This window comes from Sphingobium sp. AP50, from assembly GCF_900109095.1.
GTDB lineage: Bacteria > Pseudomonadota > Alphaproteobacteria > Sphingomonadales > Sphingomonadaceae > Sphingobium.
On sequence record NZ_FNYZ01000009.1, the window covers coordinates 40091 to 62217 of the forward strand.

21 protein-coding genes are annotated in these 22127 nt (G+C 63.7%); 13 read left to right on the forward strand and 8 right to left on the reverse strand.

Annotation, left to right across the window (positions count from 1 at the left end; translation table 11 throughout):
• Positions 1-14 precede the first annotated feature (14 nt).
• Positions 15-398: a MerR family transcriptional regulator gene (locus BMY84_RS15355; protein WP_093085010.1), complete on the reverse strand. Its 384-nt coding sequence runs from the start codon at positions 396-398 to the stop codon at positions 15-17.
• Positions 399-465: 67 nt separating this feature from the next.
• On the opposite strand from BMY84_RS15355, the gene BMY84_RS15360 reads away from it, so the two are divergent.
• The gene (locus BMY84_RS15360) at positions 466-1215 is read left to right on the forward strand and encodes a MauE/DoxX family redox-associated membrane protein (RefSeq protein WP_093085011.1); all 750 of its coding nucleotides are present in this window, start codon (positions 466-468) and stop codon (positions 1213-1215) included.
• A gap of 65 nt (positions 1216-1280) precedes the next feature.
• Here the strand turns inward: BMY84_RS15360 and BMY84_RS15365 are convergent, their stop codons facing one another.
• The 3 genes from BMY84_RS15365 to serB form a co-directional block, all read right to left on the reverse strand.
• Positions 1281-2717, reverse strand: coding sequence for a L,D-transpeptidase family protein (locus tag BMY84_RS15365; RefSeq protein WP_093085013.1), 1437 nt, complete (start codon positions 2715-2717; stop codon positions 1281-1283).
• Between the two features lie 107 nt (positions 2718-2824).
• Complete coding sequence (locus BMY84_RS15370; RefSeq protein ID WP_093085014.1) at positions 2825-3079, reverse strand: hypothetical protein; 255 nt, start codon at positions 3077-3079, stop codon at positions 2825-2827.
• Between the two features lie 154 nt (positions 3080-3233).
• Positions 3234-4112 (reverse strand): phosphoserine phosphatase SerB, encoded by an 879-nt coding sequence (serB, locus tag BMY84_RS15375; RefSeq protein WP_093085016.1) that lies wholly within the window; start codon positions 4110-4112, stop codon positions 3234-3236.
• Between serB and miaA the strand changes: the two genes are divergently transcribed.
• From miaA to ilvC, 5 genes are all read left to right on the forward strand, one after another.
• Positions 4111-5055 carry a tRNA (adenosine(37)-N6)-dimethylallyltransferase MiaA gene (gene miaA / locus BMY84_RS15380; protein WP_093085017.1) on the forward strand — a complete coding sequence of 315 codons (945 nt, stop codon included), beginning with the start codon at positions 4111-4113 and terminating at the stop codon, positions 5053-5055. The two genes, serB and miaA, sit on opposite strands and share 2 nt — an antisense overlap.
• Positions 5056-5167: 112 nt before the next feature.
• The gene (locus tag BMY84_RS15385) at positions 5168-6919 is read left to right on the forward strand and encodes an acetolactate synthase 3 large subunit (protein WP_093085019.1); all 1752 of its coding nucleotides are present in this window, start codon (positions 5168-5170) and stop codon (positions 6917-6919) included.
• The gene (locus BMY84_RS15390) at positions 6916-7269 is read left to right on the forward strand and encodes a hypothetical protein (protein ID WP_093085020.1); all 354 of its coding nucleotides are present in this window, start codon (positions 6916-6918) and stop codon (positions 7267-7269) included. The genes BMY84_RS15385 and BMY84_RS15390 overlap by 4 nt, the downstream gene beginning before the upstream one ends.
• Entirely contained in the window at positions 7269-7784 is a 516-nt protein-coding gene (gene ilvN, locus BMY84_RS15395; protein ID WP_093085022.1) for an acetolactate synthase small subunit, read from the forward strand. The genes BMY84_RS15390 and ilvN overlap by 1 nt, the downstream gene beginning before the upstream one ends.
• A gap of 186 nt (positions 7785-7970) precedes the next feature.
• On the forward strand, positions 7971-8990 hold the full coding sequence (ilvC, locus tag BMY84_RS15400) for a ketol-acid reductoisomerase (RefSeq protein ID WP_093085023.1): 1020 nt from the start codon (positions 7971-7973) through the stop codon (positions 8988-8990).
• A gap of 222 nt (positions 8991-9212) precedes the next feature.
• Here ilvC and BMY84_RS15405 read toward each other — a convergent pair whose 3' ends face one another.
• Positions 9213-9926: a CDP-alcohol phosphatidyltransferase family protein gene (locus BMY84_RS15405; RefSeq protein ID WP_093085025.1), complete on the reverse strand. Its 714-nt coding sequence runs from the start codon at positions 9924-9926 to the stop codon at positions 9213-9215.
• A 211-nt stretch (positions 9927-10137) separates the two neighbouring features.
• On the opposite strand from BMY84_RS15405, the gene BMY84_RS15410 reads away from it, so the two are divergent.
• From BMY84_RS15410 to leuA, 3 genes are all read left to right on the forward strand, one after another.
• Positions 10138-10755, forward strand: a complete 618-nt coding sequence (locus BMY84_RS15410) for a YceI family protein (RefSeq protein ID WP_093085026.1) — start codon at positions 10138-10140, stop codon at positions 10753-10755.
• 5 nt (positions 10756-10760) lie between these two features.
• Positions 10761-11408 (forward strand): YceI family protein, encoded by a 648-nt coding sequence (locus tag BMY84_RS15415; RefSeq protein WP_256215268.1) that lies wholly within the window; start codon positions 10761-10763, stop codon positions 11406-11408.
• A gap of 232 nt (positions 11409-11640) precedes the next feature.
• Complete coding sequence (gene leuA / locus BMY84_RS15420) at positions 11641-13314, forward strand: 2-isopropylmalate synthase (RefSeq protein WP_093085029.1); 1674 nt, start codon at positions 11641-11643, stop codon at positions 13312-13314.
• A 129-nt stretch (positions 13315-13443) separates the two neighbouring features.
• On the opposite strand, the gene BMY84_RS15425 is transcribed toward leuA, so the two are convergent.
• Positions 13444-14811 carry a M20/M25/M40 family metallo-hydrolase gene (locus tag BMY84_RS15425; RefSeq protein ID WP_093085031.1) on the reverse strand — a complete coding sequence of 456 codons (1368 nt, stop codon included), beginning with the start codon at positions 14809-14811 and terminating at the stop codon, positions 13444-13446.
• A gap of 290 nt (positions 14812-15101) precedes the next feature.
• Here BMY84_RS15425 and BMY84_RS15430 point away from each other — a divergent pair, with 290 nt between their 5' ends.
• From BMY84_RS15430 to trmFO, 4 genes are all read left to right on the forward strand, one after another.
• A complete protein-coding gene (locus BMY84_RS15430; protein WP_093085033.1) occupies positions 15102-16403 on the forward strand; it encodes a dicarboxylate/amino acid:cation symporter in 1302 nt (433 codons plus the stop codon).
• A 217-nt stretch (positions 16404-16620) separates the two neighbouring features.
• Positions 16621-17571 carry a GGDEF domain-containing protein gene (locus tag BMY84_RS15435; RefSeq protein WP_093085034.1) on the forward strand — a complete coding sequence of 317 codons (951 nt, stop codon included), beginning with the start codon at positions 16621-16623 and terminating at the stop codon, positions 17569-17571.
• 222 nt (positions 17572-17793) lie between these two features.
• The gene (locus BMY84_RS15440) at positions 17794-19359 is read left to right on the forward strand and encodes a hypothetical protein (protein ID WP_143075057.1); all 1566 of its coding nucleotides are present in this window, start codon (positions 17794-17796) and stop codon (positions 19357-19359) included.
• A 152-nt stretch (positions 19360-19511) separates the two neighbouring features.
• Positions 19512-20855, forward strand: a complete 1344-nt coding sequence (gene trmFO / locus BMY84_RS15445) for a methylenetetrahydrofolate--tRNA-(uracil(54)-C(5))-methyltransferase (FADH(2)-oxidizing) TrmFO (RefSeq protein ID WP_093085036.1) — start codon at positions 19512-19514, stop codon at positions 20853-20855.
• 70 nt (positions 20856-20925) lie between these two features.
• On the opposite strand, the gene BMY84_RS15450 is transcribed toward trmFO, so the two are convergent.
• Together BMY84_RS15450 and BMY84_RS15455 are read right to left on the reverse strand one after the other, a co-directional pair.
• Positions 20926-21390, reverse strand: a complete 465-nt coding sequence (locus BMY84_RS15450; RefSeq protein WP_093085037.1) for an EF-hand domain-containing protein — start codon at positions 21388-21390, stop codon at positions 20926-20928.
• Between the two features lie 43 nt (positions 21391-21433).
• Positions 21434-22105, reverse strand: coding sequence for a hypothetical protein (locus tag BMY84_RS15455; protein WP_177204038.1), 672 nt, complete (start codon positions 22103-22105; stop codon positions 21434-21436).
• Between the last annotated feature and the right edge of the window lie 22 nt (positions 22106-22127).

Genomic DNA, 22127 nt, shown 5'->3' on the forward strand with positions numbered 1-22127 from the left:
AAGCGCCGCAAATCCTATCTCTCGAACGCCGCGATGATCGGGCATGGCCCTTCCTCGCGCGCATGACATTGCCGCGCCAGCCGTTCCAGCGCCCCGCGCGCCGCCTGCAATTCCGCGATCTTCAGGTCCAGCGCCGCGATCCGCTCCGCTGCCAGTTCGCGCGCCCGCGCCCGGTCCTGCCCGGCGTCCAGTTGCAACAGCTCGCCAATCTGCTCCAGCGTGAAGCCAGCACCCTGCGCCGATCGGATGAAGCCCAGCCGCCGCACATCCCCATCGGCATAGCGGCGTATCCCCTCGCCGCGCTCCGGCATGTCCAGCAATCCGCGCCGCTGATAATAGCGCACCGTCTCCACATTCACGCCAGCCGTGCGGGCCAGCGCGGAAATCGTCATGCTCATGCCTTGACTCCGTACCATGGTACGGACCCTATATAGTCGTCATCCGACCGATGACCAAGGACAAGCGATGACCAGCCCCGCCCATAAAAGCGCCAGCCTCTACCGCATGGTAATGCCCGGCCACATTTGTCCTTATGGGGTCAAGGCCCGCTGGCTGCTCAAGCGCCGCGGCTATAGCATCGACGATCACTGGCTCACCACCCGCGCGGAAACCGACGCTTTCAAGGCGCAGCATGATGTGAAGACCACGCCGCAAATCTTCATCAATGACCAGCGGATCGGCGGCCATGACGATCTGCGCCGCTATCTGGGCCTGAAGGTGAAAGACCCGAAGGCAACCAGCTATGTCCCGGTGCTGGCGGTGTTCGCGGTGGCGGCGCTGCTGGCGCTGGCGGTCAACTGGCTGACCTTCCTGCCGCTCATCAGCTTCGTCACGCTGGAGCGCTTCGTCGCGATCGCCATGATGCTGCTCGCCATGCTGAAATTGCAGGATGTCGACCGGTTCGCGACGATGTTCCTCAATTACGACCTGCTCGCCCGCCGCCTGCCGCCTTATGGTCAGGCCTATCCCTTTCTGGAACTGGGCGCGGGCCTGCTGATGCTAACGCGAGCGCTCGACTGGCTGTCGATCCCGGTCGCGCTGTTCATCGGCGGCATCGGCGCGGTGTCGGTGTTCAAAGCGGTCTATCTGGAAAAACGCGACCTCAAATGCGCCTGCGTCGGCGGCAACAGCAATGTCCCGCTGGGCTTCGTGTCCCTCACCGAAAATCTGATGATGGTGGCGATGGCCCTGTGGATGCTGGCGGGGGTCCACTGAGCTCCCGAAGAACAAGCAACGTCACCCTGAACTTGTTTAGCATGACGTATGAGGAATTGGGCCATTCACTCCCCATCCCGCCCATAAACATCCGGCAAAAACTGCACCCCCTGCGCGGTCGGGACCGCGGTCAGATAGGTCAGATATACTGGCACCGGCTGCGGCAAGGGCCTGTGCTGCTCAGGCTTGTCCCCGTCCGCGCCGATCGCTTCGCCAAAGAACCAGCGCCCCAGCCGCTGCGCGTCCTCCAGCCGTACGCAGCCATTGCTGAAATGCCGGTCCGCCTTGGCGAACAGATCCCGCTGCGGCGTATCGTGCAGATAGATGCCAAGATCGTTGGGGAACATGAACTTCACCTTCCCCATCGCATTATTGCCGCCCGGCAACTGGCGCACCCGCACCTCCTGCCGGCCCGCCGCGACCGCATTCCAGTCGACCGCGCTTTGCGCCAGCGGCGCGGGGTTCGCGCTCCAGTCGGCCAGCGCCTCATAGCGCAGCCCCTTCAGCGTCCCGCCGTTCAGGATTTTCGGCGCCACCTTATTCTCGACCAGATCGGGCGGAATATTCCAATAGGGGTTCAGCGTCGCATAGCGGATCATGCCCGCCATCAGCGGCGTCTGCGTCTCCTTCGTCCCGGCCACGACCTTCATCGTGCCGTCCATCGCACCCTTGCTATAGTAGAAGAGCCGCGCCGACGCCGCATCCACCACCACATGCCGGGTCCACGGACCGGGCAGCAACCGCGCCCGCTCCAGATTGAGCGACAGCAGCCGGTCATAGCGCCGTGGCCCTTCATTGATCGCCGCGATCGTCATCGCGCCCGCCACGCCATCGGGCTTCAGCCCATGGTCGGTCTGGAATGCCTTCACCTTGGCGACCAGCGCCTTGTCATAGCTCGCCCCGGCCGACAGCCCCAACCGGTGGCGCAGCGCGCCGATGGCATCGCTCTTGCCACCCGGCCGCATCTTCACGCCTTCGGGCACCGGCACGGCGGGCAGATCGCCCCATGTCCTGAAATAGGTCGCCCGCGCGCTGCGCAGCCGCATATAGAGCGGGCTCATCCACCCTGCCGTCTGGATATAGTCCGTCAGCGATGGCGTGATCGCCGCCGCCCGCAATATCTCGGACGGACTGGCATCCCCCGGCTCCACCTCCTTGTCGAGGAAGCGCATCTTCAGGCCCTTCGCAGGGCGGCGCATGTCCGAAACCAGCGTGGCGAAACTGCGCGACAGCGCCAGATCGGCCCGTGCCAGCAGCTTGGGATCGCCGCTGGCATCCGCCGCCTCGATCATCTGCCGCAAGTCGCGCGCATTATAGCTGCGCGGGTTCAGCCCATCAGCATCGCTATCCTCGATGATCGCCAGCAGCGCATCGGCCTGCGGACCGATCCGGTCCTTATCAACCCACAGCGGCCAATAGCCGCGCGGGGCATAGAAATCCTTATATTTGCCCCCCACCTGCGACCGGATTTCCCCGGCCACACTGGATTTCGCGGCCTGCATGGCAGCGGGCTGCGCCAGCACAGGGGAAGGTAGCGCCGAAGCGATCAGCAGGCAGGGCAGAAGCGAAAGGGCGCGGCGATAGTACCGCGCCCGAAATGCTGTGTGGATCAGCCGCGTTCTCCCCGGCGCGGCGCGGCCGGCGGCGGAGGCGGCGGGCAGGGCGGACCCTGAACCGCATGATAAATGCCATCGGCGGTATAATAGCCGTCGACATAGCCATCGCCATCCCGGTCGGCGGCGACGGTGCCGGCGATGGCGCCGGGGCCGACCGGCGGCGCGGTCGTGACCGGGGCTTCATTCTTGGAGCAGGCGCTCAGCGCCAATAGCCCGCCAGCGGCCAAAGCCAGATATTTGAAGTGCATAAATACTCCCTGTACGCTGGGGCAGCCGAAGCCGCCCTGCGCCGTTAGACCTTTCACCGCGACCCTTGCGGCTCGACGCTAACGTTCAGGGGCGCAATAAAATCCATTACCCGATCGAAATGACGATGAAGCGTTGCCGATCAGCGCCAGCCCGTTATTCGCTCACCCACTGCGCCGATGGAATACCCTGCGCATAGAGCAGCACCGACAGATCGCCATGCACGATCTCGGCGGCGGCGGCCTCACGGGTCTTGGGCTTGGCATGATAGGCGACGCCCAGCCCCGCGCCCTGGATCATCGGAATATCATTGGCGCCATCGCCCACCGCCATGGTCAGCGCCCGGTCGATGCCGCCCGCGATCGCCGCTTCCAGTTCGGTCCGCTTGCGCGCCGCATCCACGATCGGCGTGGTGACGGTACCCAGCAGCGCGCCGTCGGCAATCTCCAGCACATTGGCGACATTGGCGTCGAAGCCGATTTCTTCGGCCACCGGCCCGGTGAAGCGGGTGAAGCCACCCGACACCAGCAATGTCGTCGCGCCCCGCGCCTTCATCGTTTGCACCAGCGCCTTGGCCCCGCCCATGATGACAACCCGCTCCTGCCGGCACTGGTCGATCGCGCTGTCGGGCAAGCCCTTCAGCAAAGCCACACGCCCATGCAGCGCACCCTCGAAATCCAGTTCCCCGCGCATCGCCCGCTCGGTAATCTCGGCGATCTGCGGCTTGATCCCGGCATAGTCGGCCAGTTCATCGATGCACTCGACGGTGATCATGGTCGAATCCATGTCCGCGATCAGCAGCTTCTTCTCGCGCCCCGCGACCGACTGGACGATCACGTCCACCTTGTCACCGATGCCAGTCAGCGCCGCGCGGGCAGCGACAGGATCGACCGCGAAGAAAATATCCGCCGCCTTGCCCTCGTCCAGCCATAGGACATCGCCCGGCTGGCATCCGGCATCGCGCAGCCGATCGACTCCCTGCACAATATCCCCCTGCCCGATCGAGCCACTTGCCACTAAGGTCGCGACGAACATGTCAAACTCCGAACCAGAAACAGGCGAATCCCGCCCACGGGTCGCGCTTATTGCCGGGCCGACCGCCAGCGGCAAGAGCGCGCTGGCCATTGCCCTCGCCAAAGCCACCGACGGCATCGTCATCAATGCCGACGCCAGCCAGGTCTATGCCGACTTGGCGATCCTGTCCGCCCGCCCTTCGGCGGAGGAAATGGGCGACGTCCCCCACCGCCTGTTCGGCCATATCGACGGCGCGGAAGCCTGCACCGCCCCCCGCTGGGCGGCAGAGGCAAAAGCGGAAATCGCCGCCGCCCATGCGTCGGGAAAGCTGCCCGTTCTGGTCGGCGGTACCGGCCTCTATATCCGCACCCTGCTGGACGGCATCGCCCCGGTGCCGGAAATCGACGCCAATATCCGCGCAACCGTGCGCGCCATGCCCGTGTCGGAAGCGCATGAAGCCCTGTCCCGCGAAGACCCGGAAGCCGCCGCCCGCCTCGCCCCGGCCGACACCACCCGCGTCGCCCGCGCGCTGGAGGTAGTTCGCTCGACCGGCAAACCACTCAAGGCATGGCAGGCCCATAAGAAAGGCGGCATCGGCGGTCAGATCAGCCTTGCCCCGATGATCCTGCGCCCGCCGCGCGACTGGCTGATCGAGCGGTGCGACCGGCGCTTCGTCCAGATGATGGAAGGCGGCGCGATTGAGGAAGTCGCCGCCCTCCTCCCCCGCCATCTCAATCCCGACCTGCCGGTGATGCGGGCGATCGGCGTGCCCGAAATCGCGGCCTATCTGAAAGGTGACAGCGACATGGACAGTTGCATCGCGAAAGGGAGTCTCGCCACCCGCCAATATGCCAAAAGGCAATATACCTGGTTCACCAACCAGCCCCCACCGGGCTGGCCGCGCGAAGATCGCGAAATAGATGATAAAATTATCTCTGAATTGGTAATTAAATTACAACACTAGGGGTTGACCGGTCATTTTCTGTCCACTAGAGGCAGTCGCCTTGCCAATGATAGCGGTTGGGCGCAAAGCACGCCCCCACATCAGCGGACTTGCATCAACGAAGGAGCATATCGTGGCCGAAAAGAGCGGCGCGGACATTTTGGTTCAATGCCTGGTCGATCTGGGCGTCGAAGTCGTGTTCGGTTATCCGGGTGGCGCGGTGCTACCCATTTATGACGCCCTCTATAACCATCCCACGATCAAGCATGTGCTAGTCCGCCACGAACAGGGCGCGACCCACATGGCGGAGGGCTATGCCCGTTCGACCGGCAAGCCCGGCGTCGTTCTGGTCACGTCCGGCCCCGGCGCGACCAATGCCGTCACCGGCATCACCGACGCGCTGCTCGATTCGATCCCCATGGTCGTCATCACCGGTCAGGTTCCCACCCAACTGATCGGCACCGACGCCTTCCAGGAAGCGGACACGGTCGGCATCACGCGCCACTGCACCAAGCATAATTATCTGGTGAAGACGCCCGGCAAGCTGGCCGAGGTCGTGCATGAGGCTTTCCATATCGCCACCACCGGCCGCCCCGGCCCGGTCGTCGTCGACATTCCCAAAAATGTCCAGATCGCAACCGCGCCCTATGCGAAGCCGGAACTGAAGGTTCACGCCAGCTATCACCCGCAGACGAAGGCCGATGCGTCGGCGATCGACGCGGCGGTCGAGATGCTGGCCGCGGCCGAACGCCCGATCCTCTACACTGGCGGCGGCGTCATCAACTCCGGCCCGCAGGCGTCGGCACTGTTGCGTGAACTGGCCGCGCTGACCGGCGCGCCCGTCACCTCGACCCTGATGGGTCTGGGCGCTTTCCCGGCATCGTCCGACCAGTGGGTCGGCATGCTGGGCATGCATGGCACCTATGAAGCCAATTGGGCGATGAATCAGGCGGACCTGATCCTGTGCATCGGCGCCCGTTTCGACGATCGCGTCACCGGTCGCCTCGATGCCTTCGCGCCTAACAGCAAGAAGATCCATATCGACATCGACCGCAGCTCGATCAACAAGATCGTCGATGTCGACGTTCCCGTGGTCGCCGACATCGCCAGCGCGCTGGACGACATGATCGCCCTGTGGAAACAGCGTAACCATCAAAAGGTCGACCTGACCGAATGGTGGGCGCGCATCGCCGGCTGGCGCGCGAAAAAGTCGCTCGACTATGCCGAAGGTGGCACGGAGATCATGCCCCAGCGCGCGATCGCGGACCTCTATGCCGCGACCAAGGCGACCGGCAAGGATGTCATCATCACCACCGAAGTCGGCCAGCATCAGATGTGGGCGGCCCAGCATTTCGGTTTCGATGCGCCCAACAAATGGCTGACCTCCGGCGGCCTTGGCACGATGGGCTATGGCTTTCCGGCCGCCATCGGCGCGCAGATGGGCAATCCCGACAGCATCACCATCTGCATCGCGGGCGACGCCTCGATCCAGATGAACATTCAGGAACTGGGCACCGCCAGCCAATATCGCCTGCCGGTCAAGATCTTCATCCTGAACAATGAATATATGGGCATGGTCCGCCAGTGGCAGGAACTGACCTATGAAAGCCGTTACTCCAACAGCTATTCGGACAGCCTGCCCGACTTCGTGAAGCTGGGCGAAGCTTATGGCTGGACCGGCATCCGCATCGAAGGGCCGCAGGAACTGGAGGCTGGCATCCGCCAGATGCTGGAAACCGACGGCCCGGTGATCGTGGACTGCCGCGTGGCGAAGCTGTCCAACTGCTTCCCGATGATCCCGTCGGGCGCGGCGCACACCGAAATGCTGCTCGATCCCAGCCAGGTAAAGGGCAGCATGACCGACGAGGCGAAGGCGCTGGTGTGACGCAGCATCTGATGCTCCGCATCCATGTGACGGAGCCCTGGGATTTCGAAAGGATCGCGGGCACGGCCGAACTTACCGGCTGGACCACCGATCATGCCGACCCGGACAATGAGGAATGGGAAGTGCATCTGGACGAGGGGTTCGACTTTAACGATCGGCATATCGGCACCATGCTGGTCGGCCCCCGTTATGTGGGCGAACATCTGACCCGCATGTTCGATGCCGTGGCGGGCTTTCCGGTCCGCCTCGCCCACCGACAGGATGATGGCTGGCAATATGCCTTCGCCGCAATGATTTCGCAGCGTCCTTCGGATGAGGGACACGAAGACCAGGATAATGGGGCAATCTGATGCATATCCAGGAAGAATTGAGCCAGCGACACGTCCTGTCGCTGACCGTTTCCAACGAAGCGGGCATATTGGCGCGCATCGCGGGCCTGTTCACCGCGCGCGGCTATAATATCGACAGCCTGACCGTGGCGGACATCACGGCCGATCATGGCGTCAGCCGCATCACCATCGTCACCAACGGCCCGCCCAAGGTGATCGACCAGATCATCGCCCAGCTCGACCGGCTGGTGCCCGTGCACAAGGTGACGGACCTCACCGAAAACGGCCCCTTCGTCGAGCGCGAACTGGCGCTGGTCAAGGTTGCGGGCGTGGGTGAAGACCGGATCGAGGCGCTGCGTCTGGCCGACGTGTTCCGTGCCAAGGTGGTCGACACCACGATCGAAAGCTTCATCTTCGAAATCACCGGCACGACGGAAAAGGTCGACAATTTCGTCGGCCTGATGCGTCAGATCGGCCTGGTCGAAGTCGGCCGCACCGGCGTCGTCGGCCTGATCCGGGGCAAGGAAGCGAACTGAGGATTTGACCCCTCTCCCACCGGGAGAGGGAGGGGCCCGCCGCGCAGCGGTGGGAGGGTGAGGGCGACGCAAGCGCCAACGCCCGGTGGTTCCCCCTCACCAACTTCGACGAGGGCCTGTCGGCCCAAGTCTTCGTATCCTCTCCCTCAAGGGAGAGGGTCAGGATATGAAAAGGGAAGACAGACAATGAAGGTTTATTACGATCGCGACGCGGACATCGGCCTGATCAAGGGCAAGAAGGTCGCCATATTGGGCTATGGCTCGCAGGGTCATGCCCATGCGCAGAACCTGCGTGATTCCGGCGTCGCCGAAGTGTGCATCGCCCTGCGCGCCGGTTCGCCCTCCGCCAAGAAGGCCGAAGGCGCTGGCTTCAAGGTTCTGCCCAACGCCGAAGCCGCCGCCTGGGCCGACGTGTTCATGATCCTGGCACCCGATGAGCATCAGGCTGCCATCTACGCTTCCGACGTGCACGAAAATCTGCGCCCCGGCGCCGCGCTCGCCTTCGCCCATGGCCTGAACGTCCATTTCGGCCTGATCGAACCGCGCAAGGACGTGGACGTCATCATGATCGCGCCCAAGGGCCCCGGTCACACCGTGCGCGGCGAATATCAGCGCGGCGGCGGCGTGCCCTGCCTGATCGCGATCCATCAGGACGCCACCGGCAACGCCCACGACATCGCCCTGTCCTATGCTTCGGGCGTTGGCGGCGGCCGCAGCGGCATTATCGAAACCAACTTCCGTGAAGAATGCGAAACCGACCTGTTCGGTGAGCAGGCCGTTCTGTGCGGCGGCGCCACCGCGCTGGTGCAGGCCGGTTTCGAAACCCTGGTCGAAGCCGGCTACGCGCCGGAAATGGCCTATTTCGAATGCCTCCACGAACTGAAGCTGATCGTCGACCTGATGTATGAAGGCGGCATCGCCAACATGCGCTACTCGATCTCGAACACCGCCGAATATGGCGATATCAAGACCGGCCCGCGCATCATCACCGAAGAAACCAAGAAGGAAATGAAGCGCGTTCTGGCCGACATCCAGTCGGGCCGCTTCGTCAAGGACTTCGTGCTCGACAACCGCGCCGGCCAGCCGGAGCTGAAGGCCAGCCGCATCGCCGCTCAGCGTCACCCGATCGAGGAGACCGGTTCCAAGCTGCGCGCCATGATGCCCTGGATCAGCGCCAACGCGCTGGTGGACAAGGACAAGAACTGATCCGGCCTCCCCTTCCCTGCAAAGGGAAGGGGACAGGACAGAAAAAAGGGGCGCCCGCAACCGCGGGGCGCCCCTTTTTATTTGGGCATAGCGTCCTTGAAAATATCCGTTCGTGCTGAGTAGGGGCTGAGCTTGTCGAAGACCCGCATCGAAGCGCCTGTCCTTCGATACGCCATTTCGACTTCACTCAATAGCTACTCAGGACGAACGGGGGGGCGTTAGTCAGGACCGCCCGCTATCCTTCCGCGCCAGCCGCTGCCCCGTCACCAGCGTCTGCAACACGAACAGCACGATCAGGATCGCGCCCACGCCGCCCACAAAAATGTCGAAGCCTGACCATAGGCCGAACAACCCCGGCCCCGTACCCAGCACCATCATCATCACCGTCAGCGCGATCAGCACCAGCCGCAATTCGGTCGGCCCCGCTGACAGATAAGACAGCTTGAACTCGCCGATGACCCGCGCCGACAGATAGGCGTGGATCGACAGCAGCAGATAGCCCGCCAGCGTGATCAGCGCGACGTCCATCGTCACGAACGGGCTGAGGCCGATGCCTGCCAAAATCAGCAGAGTGGCCAGCCCATCGCAGCTATGATCGATGAAATAGCCATAGGATGGCCGCTCGACATGGCGGAAGCGCGCCAGACTGCCGTCCATCGAGTCCCCGAACCACTGCACCACATAGCCCATGATCGACAGCAGCAGCCAGGCCGGCCCGATATTGCTGGCGACATAGCCCACAAAGATCATCAGCGCGCCGACCATGCCGGTGCTGGTCAGCACATCGGGCGTGACCCAGGCCGGCATGCGGGCGCACAGCCAGTTGAGCAGGCGTCGTTCGCTGGCCGCCAGCCAGTTCTGCTGGATGCGGTCCAGCTTGCCCGTCGCTGGCTGGTTCGTGGCCGCCTGATTTGGGGAGGGTCTTTGAATTGTCATAATGTCCCATGGAGAAATGTGCGCCATCGGGCAAGCGATACCAGTGGCAGCACGCCCGCCAGACCGTCCGGACGCATCGATTTCCAGACGGAAATCCCATAAAACCGGTTCGTTACGGGGAACGATCCGTTTCCGGTTACGGCTATGGCGCTTGTCGAGCGCGCGGCTTATTCTCACCGCATCCCTTGAGCGTTTGTGGAGTCCTTTTTTCATGCGTAAGTTTCTGATCCCCGCCGCCGCCCTGATCGCTATCGCCGGCGGCACCGTCGTCATCGCACAGGCCCCCGCCTCTGCGCCGGGCACCAAGGATGTCGCCAAGGTCACGGGCGGCACCTACACCGTCGACGGCGGCCATACGCAGGTGTTGTTCGCCTATGACCATATGGGCTTCACCAACAATATGGGCATCTTCGCCCAGCCGACCGGCACGCTGACGCTGGACAAGGCCAATCTTTCCGCGTCGAAGGTCAGCATCGAACTGCCGATCGCGGGCCTCAAGACCGGCATCCCCGCGCTCGACGAACATCTGTTGAAGCCCGACTTCTTCGATGGCGCCAAATTCCCGACCGCAACCTTCGTGTCGACCGCCGTCAAGGCTGAAGGCACCAGCGCCACCATCACCGGCAATCTGACGATCAAGGGCGTGACCAAGCCGGTAACGCTGGACGCCGAATTTTACGGCGCTGGCGCCAATCCGATGAACAAGAAGGAAAATGTCGGCTTCGTCGCGACCGGTTCGATCAAGCGCAGCGAATTCGGCATGGGCGGCTATGTCCCCGTCGTGGGCGACACCGTCGAACTGAAGATCATCGCCGGCTTCCAGAAGTAAGCATCATGCGCCGTCCGGCACGGCTTCTCCTGCTTTTGAGCGTGGGGATGCTTGTGCCGGCGGCATCGGCCCAAGGGCCTGAACACAGGCCGGTATCGGGGCCTGAACAGCGGCCTGCGCAGGCGCCTGCGTCGCTCTATGCCCCCGGCCATTATCTGGTCGATAGTGCCGCGACGCGGGTCCATTTTCATGTGAAGGCGCTGGTCGGCAGCTATGACGGCGATTTCGTCGCGCCGGAAGGTGCGGTGGTGATCACCCCAGAACATCCTGACCGCGCCAGCATCGACATTCAGTTCCCGGTCGACAAACTGACCACCGGCGACGCTTCGACCGACGCCATGCTGAAAGGCGACAGCTTCTTCGACGGCACGAAATTCCCGACCATCCGCTTTTCCGCGCAGGACGCGCCACTGGCGACGCCCGATACGCCCACAGCCATTGCCGGCGAACTCACCATGCATGGGCAGACCCGCCCCGTCACCCTGTCCGTCCGTCTGGCCGGCGTTACCCCGGACGAAGCACCCGGCCTGTCGGTCCTGCATTTCACCGGCACGCTGTCGATCGAGCGCAGCCAGTTCGGCATGGGCTTTGGCCGTCCCTTCGTTTCCGACAAGGTCGACCTCAGCATCGACGCAATTTTCCATCGCTCCTGATCGACGCTACGAAAGAAACGGCTTTACGGCCACCCCTCCGCGCGTTTATGGGGGCAACATCATGCAGCGCGTCAGCCTTCTTACCCTGCTACGACTTACACGCCCTTAGGCGTGGCTTTTGTGCTGCCTTCCGGCTAAGGGCAGCGTTGATCCGCCTAAGGGCATCCAGAACAGTCAAGTCGTACACCGGGAGCGCGCAATAGCGCCCCGTTGCAGGAAGTAGTTTGATCCCATGATGCTGACCGATCCCTCGCAGAAATATCGCGCTTTCCCGCAGATCGATCTGCCCAATCGCCAATGGCCCTCCAACGTCATCACGAAGGCCCCTCGCTGGCTGTCGACCGACATGCGCGACGGCAACCAGTCGCTGATCGACCCGATGAACGCGGAAAAGAAGCGCCGCTTCTTCGACCTGCTGCTCAAGGTCGGCGTCAAGGAAATCGAAGTCGGCTTCCCCAGCGCCGGCGCGACCGAATTCGACTTCATCTCCGGTCTGGTCAAGACCGGCGCGATCCCAGACGACGTCATGCCGCAGGTGCTGACGCAGGCCCGCGCCGACCTGATCGCCACCACCTTCGAAAGCCTGCGCGGCGCGAAACAGGCGATCGTCCATGTCTACAACGCCATTTCGCCCGCATGGCGCAATATCGTGTTCCAGATGGAACGGCCGGAGATCAAGCAGATCGCCGTCAACGCCGCCAAGCTGCTACGCGATCATGCTGCGGCCCAGCCCGACACCGACTGGCATTTCGAATATTCGCCCGAAACCTTCTCGACCGCCGAGCTGGATTTCAGTCTGGAATGCTGTGAGGCAGTGATCGACATTCTCCAGCCGACGCCCGAACGTCCGCTGATCCTGAACCTGCCCGCCACCGTCGAGTGCGCGACGGCCAATATCTATGCCGACCAGATCGAATGGATTTGCCGCAATATCAGCAAGCGCGACAGCGTGGTGATCTCGCTGCACACCCATAATGACCGTGGCACCGGCGTCGCCGCTGCCGAACTGGGCATCATGGCCGGCGCCGACCGCGTCGAAGGCTGCCTGTTCGGCAATGGCGAACGCACCGGCAATTGCGATCTGGTGACGGTCGCGCTGAATATGTACACGCAGGGCATCAATCCCGGCCTGGACTTCAGCGATATCGACGAAGTCATCCAGACGGTCGAATATTGCAACCAGTTGCCGGTCCATCCGCGCCATCCCTATGCCGGCGAACTGGTGTTCACCGCCTTCTCCGGCAGTCATCAGGACGCGATCAAGAAGGGCTTTGCCGCGCAGGAAGCGCGCAACGACCTGATCTGGAACGTCCCCTATCTGCCGATCGATCCCAAGGATCTGGGCCGCGACTATGAAGCGGTGATCCGCGTCAATTCGCAATCGGGCAAGGGCGGCGTCGCCTGGGTGCTGCAACAGGACAAGGGCTATAAGCTGCCCAAGAAGATGCAGGCCGACTTCTCGAAGGTGGTGCAGGCACTGGCCGACGGCTCCAGCCGCGAACTCAACGCCGCCGACATTTCGGCCGCCTTCGACGACCATTATCACCAGACCGGTGAGCAGCCCTATGCGCTGATCGACTATCATGAAAGCGGCGCGGCGGGCGACCGCATCTTCACTGGCAAGATCGGCTATGAAGGCGGCGAACGGAGCATTTCCGGGCGCGGCAACGGCCTGCTCTCCTCGGTGCTGGCCGCCCTGCGCGACGAACTGGGCGTGGCGCTGGAAATCGCCGACTATAGCGAACATGCGATCGGCGCAGGCAGCGACGTGAATGCCGCCGCCTATGTCGAATGCCGCACGCCCGACGGCCGCACTGTCTTCGGCGTCGGCACCGACAGCGACGTCGCGACCGCATCGGTCAAGGCCGTGCTGTCGGCCGCCAACGGGATCGCGGTGCGGGGTTAAATCCCGGCCCCAAAAACTACCGTCATTCCCGCGAAAGCGGGAACCCATCTCCTGACCTTCCCGTCAAGATCGACTTTCGGGAGATGGGTCCCCGCTTTCGCGGGGATGACGAGATTTTGAAGATAAGATCTACTTCGCCAGCGCCCGGACCACCCGGTCCCACTGCTCCAGCGATTCCGCGATGCCCGCCACCGGCACCCGCTCGTTCAAGCCATGGGCAAAGCCGTCCTCCGCCTTCATGAACAGGCTGGACACGCCATAGCTCGGCACGCCCAAAGCCCGGAAATAGAGGCTGTCGGTCGCGCCGGCCGACATGCCCGGCATCACCGTCACCCCCGGCGCGCGCGCGGTGACGGCGTCCTTCACCGCCTTCATCACGTCTGCCCGCAACGGCGATGCATCGCTGGCCAGCGGATCGCCCAGCGTCTTCACCGTGGCGCTGGGATCATTCACCACCTTCACCAGTTGCGCCTTCACCTGATCGATCGTCACGCCAGGGAAGATGCGGCAATTGACGTCCACCTTAGCACTTTGCGGCAAAGCATTCAGCGCATGCCCCGCCTGCACCATCGTCGCGACGCAGGTGGTGCGCACCTGCCCGATAAATTCCGGCCGGCTCGACAGCAGTTCCGCCGCATCCGCATCGCCTGTCTCCGCATAGCGCCGCATCGCCTGCCCCACCTCGCCGCCGATCCGGTCGGCCGACAGCGCCAGCGACGCCTTCGTCAGTTCATTGCGCATCGGCGGAAACTGATACGCCGCAATCGCGTCGATCGCCTTCGCCATGCGATAGATCGGATTGCCCGGCGTCGGTGCGCTCGAATGGCCACCCGCATCGGTGAAGGCGAATTCATAATCGGCATAGCTCTTCTCGCCCGCCTGCAACTGATACAGCACCGGCTTGCCCTCATCATTCAGCAACCCGCCGCCGCCATCGCCATTCAGAAGCAATTCCAGATCCTTATATTGCTGCGACAGCGCCTTGGTCGTCACCATGTCGGTTTCCTCATCGCCCGACAGCAGCAATATGGTGGTGCGGCGCGGCTTCCACCCTTCCTTCTTCAACTGCGCCATGGTCGCGACCATCATCGCGACGTCATATTTATTATCCTCCGACCCGCGCCCGAAAATATAGCCATTTTCTTCCACCGGCACGAAGGGATCGCGGGTCCAGTCCGCCCGGTTTGCCGCCACCACATCCATATGGCCGATCAGCGCCATGGGCTTGAGCTTCGGGTCGCTCCCCCGGATTGTCGCCGCCAGCGTCGCCGTCTCGCCCATCGGCGTGATCACGATATCCGCGTCGGCAAAGCCGGCCGCCTTCAGCACCGACGCATAATAGGCCGCCAATTTGGGCACATTGCCTTCACCCTGCACCGTCTTCACCGCGATGGAGCGCATCAATATATCCTTGGCCGCGCCCGCATCGGCCGCCGCAAAAGCCCCCTGCGGCACGGCCAGCAAAACAGCCCCCAGAAACACGCCCCGCATCACCATATATTTGCACTCCTTGATGGACCGATACCGTATCTGTGGCATAGCGGATCGACCGGGCCAATGCGTTTGGCCCTGTCCCGCGGAAAGAGGGCCACCTTATCCGCGCGAAAAGCGTGACCCGTCATTCGTCATTGCGAGCGCAGCGAAGCAATCCACGGCGCATCACTGGATTGCTTCGCTGCGCTCGCAATGACGATCAAAGGCGATCCCTTCGTCCATTAAAGAATTGCTTGCGCGCAATCGGACCGCAGACATCCGATATGGCAGCCATTCGCCCAGAGGAAAGACAGATGGCCCTCCATTATCGCAGTTTCGGATTTCAGGTTCTGGTCGGCATGGCCGTGGGGCTGGTGCTCGGCCTCGTCGCACGTCAGATCGGCACGGGTCCGGATGGCGATCTCAACTGGCTGGCGACCGCGCTCAAGACCACGGGGTCGATCTTCGTCTCCCTGCTGAAGGCGATCGTGCCGCCGCTCGTCTTCGCCGCCATCGTCGCGTCGATCGCCAATCTGCGCGCGCTGGACAATGCCGCGCGCCTCGCCGGGCAAACCCTCCTCTGGTTCGCCATCACCGCCCTGATCGCGGTCGCCATCGGCATCTCCATCGGCGTCATCGTCCAGCCGGGCATCGGCCTCAGTAGCGCGGCACTGGCCCCCACCCAGCCGGATTCGGTCGGCGGCTGGCTTGATTTCCTCAAAGGCCTGGTCCCCGGCAACAGCCTGGCTCTGTCGGCCGGCACGAAGATCACGGACGGATCGGCCACCACCACCCTGTCCTTCAACATACTGCAATTGCTGGTCATTTCGATCGCCGTCGGCCTCGCCACACTCAAGGTCGGGGAAAAGGCTGATGCCTTTCTCGCCTTCGTCCGCTCGCTGCTCGCGGTCGTGCGCGCCATTTTAGGCTGGGTCATCCGCCTGACGCCTATCGGTTCGGCCGCGCTGATCGGCACCGCCGTCGCCACCTATGGCTGGAGCGCGCTGGCGCAACTCGGCACCTTCACCGCCGCCATCTATCTCGGCCTCGCGCTGGTGCTGCTGGTCGTCTACCCGACATTGCTGATCGCCAATGGCCTCAAGCCCGGCCCCTTCTTCGCCAAGGCGTGGCCTGCCATCCAGCTCGCCTTCGTCTCGCGCTCGTCGGTCGGCACCCTGCCGGTCACCGAAGCCGTGACCGAGCGCCTTGGCGTCGACAAGGGTTATGCCGCCTTCGCCATCCCGCTGGCCTCCACCACCAAGATGGACGGCTGCGCCTCCATCTATCCCGCGCTGGCGGCGATCTTCGTCGCGGGCTTCTACGGCATCCCGCTCCATTTCATCGACTATGCGCTGATCGTCTTCGTCTCGGTCATCGGATCGGCCGCCACCGCCGGCCTGACCGGCGCGATCGTGATGCTGACGCTGACCCTCTCGACCCTCGGCCTGCCACTGGAAGGCGCCGGACTGCTGCTCGCCATAGACCCCATCCTCGACATGGGCCGCACGGCGGTCAACGTCGCGGGACAAGTGCTGGTCGGCGTGATCGTCGCCAAGCGCGAAGGGATATTGGACGAGAGCGCTTATTATGGCGAGGGGACGTTGGCGACGGCTTAGAAGCGCTTCGCTCCCCCGGAACCTATCCCCGCCGAAAATAGGCGCAGCGTCCACAAGCCCTTGAAATACCCTGCCACTTTCGGGCGGCGATCGAAACCATAAGGTTCCGACCGTCGCCCGATCCACATTCATGCCTAACGACGTTGACCCGGAACGCCGTTACTTTCTACTGCGTTATGTGCATGTTTGACGAGAAGAGGGATCGGCAAAGGGCATTATGACGTCTTATTACCAAGAAGCGCGAAGCGCTCTGGATTTTCTGGAACATCATCGGCTCGATCCATCCGTCAAAAATTACGATGTTGCGCTTCGCTATGTGATGGCCCCCGCATCCAAATTGGCGCGCGACATTGATGACCTGACATCCGGTGGGCTGCGATTGACGGTGAATGCCATGATGATGCTGATGCAGCGTCATGGCACGGAAGATGCCAGCTTTGCGATCGACCATCGGGAACGCACCGTCGCACGCCAGGCCCAGGAACTGGGGACATTGACGTCCGACGCGCATGATCTTACCGAAGCGCTTGGTCGCGATGTCGGCGAGATCGTGAACCAGCCCGACCGCTCCCTGATCAATACGGACAATCTCGTCACACGCCTGTCCGCGGCAGAGCGTGAACTCGCCGACCTGCGCGACGAATTCGTGGCGTTGCGCAATGCCGTCAACCTGCCCAGCCAGCCCCGCGCCGATCTCGGTCAGGATGAACTGACCAAGGCGCTGAACCAGACGGGTGCCTGGCGCATCCTCGAACCCCTTTTGAAAGAGGGACACAGCTATGTCCTGATCATGTTCATCATTGACGATCTGGTCAGCATCAATGCCAGATTTGGACGGGATGTGGGCGATAATGTGCTCAATGCCTTCGCCGCGACCTTGCGACAGGAATTCCCCAACGAGGATTTGATCCGCTGGAACGGGAATGAATTTCTGATCGTCGTCACCGATGCCTCGGCCATGGCCGCCCGCATACAGGCAGACGAAGCCTTGACCGCCTTTGCGGCGCGCCGCCTGCGACTGAGAGGGACCGGCGAATGGATCGGCACCGTCACGGCATCGGCGGGCATCGTGACGAGCCGGGGCGAAGAGCCGGAAGCCATATTGGAAATGGCCCGGTCCAGCGCGCTTGCTGCGGCCGAACAGGGCGGCAACCGGACATTGGGATAGAGGATAAGACGGCGTCGCGGGACAGGTAATGGTCGGTGTGATCGTCGCCATGCGTGAGGGGATTTTGGACGAGGGCGCTTATTATGAGACCGAGTCTCTCGCTGCCGCCTAGCGAGCGCGGCAGTCCATAGGCTCCGCCTATGGACTGCCGTTAAATCGATATTTGACCAGATCGGTGTCTCTCGCGACATCCCTGACCTAAGAGATTGAGGAGAGGGATGAATGATCCGGCGCGCAACGATGGCCATGGCGACGACCGCACTTGCTCTTTCCTGTCCGCTGGCCGCCCAGCCCGTAACGACATCGGCTCCGCTCAATCCGGCCGGCCTCACGCGCATCGGGACCATCGATCCCCGCTTTCAATCCTATAATGTCGAAATGCTCGAAGTGGTCGGGGGCGAATTCTGGAAACCCTATGACGGCAAGCCCCTGCCCCAATCCCAGGGCCATGGCGGTATAGATCCCGCCGCCTATCAATATCGCCCGCCAATCGATCTGGGAAATGCGCGACTGCGCACACTCGCCAAAGCGCTTGGCCCCGCCTATCTGCGGGTCAGCGGCACTTGGGCCAACAGCATCTATTTTGCAGATAGCGACACCCCGCCCGCCCAACCGCCAACGGGCTTCAAAAATATCCTGACCCGTGCCCAATGGCGCGGCGTCGTCGATTTCGCGCGGGCGGTCGATGCGCGGATCATAACATCCTTCGCCATCAGTCCGGGCGTGCGTGACGCGGAAGGGAAGTGGACGGACGATCAGGCCCGTCGCTGGTTGGCCTATACCCGATCGATCGGCGGCGACATCGCCGCCGCCGAATTTATGAACGAGCCGTCGATCGCGGGCATCAGCGGTGCGCCTAAGGGCTATGACGCGGCCGCCTATGGCCGAGATTTTCGCATATTCCGTCAGTTCATAACGCGCGAAGCGCCGGGCATCCTCGTTTTGGGACCGGGTTCCGCCACTGAGACCCGTGCGCCATGGGCGATGCCGTCCGGTATTCCCGGCTCGATCGCCAGCGAAGCGCTGCTGGCTGCGGCGGGTCCGGGGATCGACGCCTTTTCCTATCATCATTATGGCGCCGCCTCGATCAGATGCGCCTCCGCCCATTTCCCCCAGACCCGGATCGAGGATGCCCTGTCCGAAGAATGGCTCGGACGCACCAGCTTGACCCGCGACTTCTACGCCGGACTGCGCGATCGCTTCGCGCCGAACAAGCCGCTCTGGCTGACGGAGGGCGCCGATGCCGCGTGCGGCGGCAATCCATGGGGAGGGACATTCCCGGACAGCTTCCGCTATCTCGACCAGCTTGGCCGGCTGGCCCGTTCGGGTGTGCAGGTCGCCATCCACAACACGCTTGCGGCCAGCAACTATGCGCTGCTCGACCCCGTCGATCTTGCCCCCAAAGCCAATTATTGGGCGGCCTTATTGTGGCATCGACTGATGGGCTCCACCGTGCTGGACGCCGGCATTGCTTCAAGGGAAGGATTGCATCTCTATGCGCATTGCCAGCCAGGAACCAAAGGCGGCGTGACATTGCTGGCGATCAACAACAGTCCGAACGCGCCGTCCAGCCTGCGCTTGCCGCTGGCGGCCAGGCGCTACACCCTGTCCGCCCCCGACGCTGCGTCCGCCAGCCTGCGCTTGAACGGCGCACTTCTGACGCTGGGAAAGAAGGATCAACTGCCGCGCATGCACGGCGTTTTGCAGGCGGCCGGCGACGTCACCCTCGCGCCGGCGACGATCAGCTTCTTCGCTATGCCTTTGGCGAACAACCCCGCCTGTCGCTAGACCGGCGGGGGTCGCCTGCCCCCCTATCCTGCTGCCGCCCTGTCCTACCCCGCCCTGCTCCGCTATACTCCTTGCCTCCCGCAACAATATGTCCCACTGGCGACCGGAAATTCCCGATTCCACGGGACAAATGCGAAGTTAAGGCGAAGCGCGTGTCTAATCATCAGGTTCATATCATCGGCGGCGGCATGGCGGGGACGGAGGCGGCATGGCAACTGGCGCAGGCCGGCATCCGCGTCCGCCTGTCCGAAATGCGCGGAACCGGGGACATGACGCCCGCCCACCAGACCGACGGCCTTGCCGAACTGGTCTGCTCCAACAGCTTCCGCTCCGACGATGCCGACAAGAGCGCCGTGGGCCTGCTGCATCAGGAAATGCGGCGGCTGGGATCGCTGCTGATGGCGCAGGCGGAACCCGCCAAGGTGCCCGCCGGCTCCGCGCTGGCGGTCGACCGCCATGTCTTTTCCGACGGCGTCACCCGCGCGCTCGCCGAACATCCCAATGTGGAAATCGTGCGCGAGCGGATCGATACGCTGCCGACCGAAGGCATGACCATCGTCGCCACCGGCCCGCTGACCGCGCCCGCGCTGGCGCAAAGCATTGGGCAGGCGGCGGGGATGGAACATCTCGCCTTCTTCGATGCGATCGCGCCGGTCATCCATCATGACAGCATCGACATGGAGCAATGCTGGATGGCCAATCGCTGGGACAAGATCGGCCCCGGCGGTGGCGAGGGCAAGGATTATATCAACTGCCCGATGGAAAAGGACCAGTATCAGGCCTTCGTCCAGGGCCTGCTCGACGGCGAAAAGACCGAGTTCAAGGAATGGGAAAGCAGCACCCCCTATTTCGAAGGCTGCATGCCGATCGAGGTGATGGCATCGCGCGGGCCGGAAACGCTGCGTCACGGGCCGATGAAGCCGATGGGCCTCGACAATCCCAAGACCGGCCGCTGGCCCTATGCCGTCGTCCAGTTGCGGCAGGATAATGCGTCGGGCACGCTGTGGAACATGGTCGGCTTCCAGACGAAGCTGAAGCATGGCGCGCAAGTGGAATTGTTCCGCACCATCCCCGGCCTCGAAAAGGCGGAATTTGCGCGGCTGGGCGGGCTGCACCGCAACACCTTCATCCAATCGCCCAAGCTGCTCGACCCGACGCTCCGCCTGAAGAGCGCCCCGCATATCCGTTTTGCAGGGCAGATGACGGGCTGCGAAGGCTATGTCGAAAGCGGCGCCATCGGCATGCTTGCCGGCCGCTTCGCCGCGGCGGAGCTATTGGGCCGCGAACTGACCCCGCCCCCGGCCGACACCGCGCTGGGCGCGCTGCTCGGCCATGTAACGGGCAATGTGGCGACCGCCGACTATCAGCCGATGAACGTCAATTTCGGCCTGTTCCCAACGCTGGACGATGTGAAGAAGAAGCAACGCAAGGAAGCCTACACCGCCCGCGCCCGCGCGTCGCTGGGCGTGTGGATGGGCGCGATGGAGATCGCTTGATATCGACATACCGTGCTCCTGCGAAAGCAGGAGCCCAGGGCGGCCGGGTGGCTCGCTCGCCTGTGAGCGTTCAGCATTTGCACTTCGCCTTCACCGCCCGCTTCGGCGCGGTCACCGCGAATTCCGCCGGCGTCAGCTTGCCATCCTTGTCGGCATCCGCCGCGCCGAACCGGTCGGACGTCGCCACCGCCCATTCTTCGAAGGACAAGAGGTTATCGCCATCCTTGTCCAGCGCCTTGAACGCCTTGGTCCGGCTGCCCAGCATCTCGATCCGGGTGATCACGCCATCCCGGTTGCGGTCATAACGGGCAAAGCGCTTCTCCTCCCGGCTCTGCGGGCTGGCCTCGCCGGGCATGGGCGGCGCGTCGCCCACCGCATCGGGATCGCCCTCCGGCAGGCTCTCGACGGCAGGCGGCGGAGGCGCCGCCAGCGCCAGTTGCGGCGCGGGCACATTGTCCGCCCGCCCCTGCCACCAGAACAGTCCGCCCGCGACCAGCAGCAACGCCGCCATGCCGCCCGCCAGCATTCGCCCCATAAGCCCTCCACCGCTGCGAGAGGGCACAGCCTATCCCGACAAGTCAGCGCCCGACAAGCGCGATCCGCAGCAACCGCCACGCCAGCGCCCGCGATATGCCCAGCGGCGCGCCCCGCCCCGCCAGCACATCCTGCCGCGCCAGCGTGAAGGCGATGCGCAGCGGCTTCCAAGCCGCCTCCCACCGCGCTGCCACCACCTGCGGCAACAGGTCACGCGCCTGCGCGATCGCGGCATCGGCCAGCGCCTCATCCCCGACATGCCCAGCCAGATCCCAACAGGCCCAGACCTGCCCCGCCGCCGCCAGCCAGTCCGGCACATCCGCCGCGCCCGCCAGCGCCCGGAACAGCCCACCGCCCCGGCCCACGGCATAATCGCGCAGCCCCGACGCATCGATCTCCGGCTCGACCACCAGCACTTCCCAGCCATCGATCATCGCGACCAGCCCCGGCCCGGCCATCACGCCCGCCGCGCGCATCGCATCGACCACCGGCTCGCCCTGCCCCTTGATGCCCTGCCCTCTAACCCCTTGGGCGTCCTCGACCACGTCATTCCACCAGGCAAGGCGCATCTGCCCGATCGCCGCTTCGCTGGTGGTGCGGGCCACCTTCGCCAGCCGCGCATCGAACGCCCATATCGCCCGATGCTGCGCGACACGCGCGCCCGCATGCGCGCTCAACAACGCCGCCAGCGGCGGCAGTTCCGCGTCAGCAATCATGCCGCGACTCCCCGCAACAGGC

Excerpts from the sequence above, each read along its gene's own strand:
- BMY84_RS15355 (WP_093085010.1), bottom strand. The coding sequence starts at position 398 with ATGAGCATGACGATTTCCGCGCTGGCCCGCACGGCTGGCGTGAATGTG.
- BMY84_RS15360 (WP_093085011.1), top strand. The coding sequence starts at position 466 with ATGACCAGCCCCGCCCATAAAAGCGCCAGCCTCTACCGCATGGTAATG.
- BMY84_RS15415 (WP_256215268.1), top strand. The coding sequence starts at position 10,761 with ATGCGCCGTCCGGCACGGCTTCTCCTGCTTTTGAGCGTGGGGATGCTT.
- ilvN (WP_093085022.1), top strand. The coding sequence starts at position 7,269 with ATGCATATCCAGGAAGAATTGAGCCAGCGACACGTCCTGTCGCTGACC.
- BMY84_RS15425 (WP_093085031.1), bottom strand. The coding sequence starts at position 14,811 with ATGGTGATGCGGGGCGTGTTTCTGGGGGCTGTTTTGCTGGCCGTGCCG.
- leuA (WP_093085029.1), top strand. The coding sequence starts at position 11,641 with ATGATGCTGACCGATCCCTCGCAGAAATATCGCGCTTTCCCGCAGATC.
- BMY84_RS15405 (WP_093085025.1), bottom strand. The coding sequence starts at position 9,926 with ATGACAATTCAAAGACCCTCCCCAAATCAGGCGGCCACGAACCAGCCA.
- serB (WP_093085016.1), bottom strand. The coding sequence starts at position 4,112 with ATGTTCGTCGCGACCTTAGTGGCAAGTGGCTCGATCGGGCAGGGGGAT.
- BMY84_RS15370 (WP_093085014.1), bottom strand. The coding sequence starts at position 3,079 with ATGCACTTCAAATATCTGGCTTTGGCCGCTGGCGGGCTATTGGCGCTG.
- BMY84_RS15450 (WP_093085037.1), bottom strand. The coding sequence starts at position 21,390 with ATGGGGCGAATGCTGGCGGGCGGCATGGCGGCGTTGCTGCTGGTCGCG.
- ilvC (WP_093085023.1), top strand. The coding sequence starts at position 7,971 with ATGAAGGTTTATTACGATCGCGACGCGGACATCGGCCTGATCAAGGGC.
- BMY84_RS15410 (WP_093085026.1), top strand. The coding sequence starts at position 10,138 with ATGCGTAAGTTTCTGATCCCCGCCGCCGCCCTGATCGCTATCGCCGGC.
- BMY84_RS15365 (WP_093085013.1), bottom strand. The coding sequence starts at position 2,717 with ATGCAGGCCGCGAAATCCAGTGTGGCCGGGGAAATCCGGTCGCAGGTG.
- BMY84_RS15455 (WP_177204038.1), bottom strand. The coding sequence starts at position 22,105 with ATGATTGCTGACGCGGAACTGCCGCCGCTGGCGGCGTTGTTGAGCGCG.
- BMY84_RS15435 (WP_093085034.1), top strand. The coding sequence starts at position 16,621 with ATGACGTCTTATTACCAAGAAGCGCGAAGCGCTCTGGATTTTCTGGAA.
- BMY84_RS15430 (WP_093085033.1), top strand. The coding sequence starts at position 15,102 with ATGGCCCTCCATTATCGCAGTTTCGGATTTCAGGTTCTGGTCGGCATG.
- miaA (WP_093085017.1), top strand. The coding sequence starts at position 4,111 with ATGTCAAACTCCGAACCAGAAACAGGCGAATCCCGCCCACGGGTCGCG.
- BMY84_RS15440 (WP_143075057.1), top strand. The coding sequence starts at position 17,794 with ATGATCCGGCGCGCAACGATGGCCATGGCGACGACCGCACTTGCTCTT.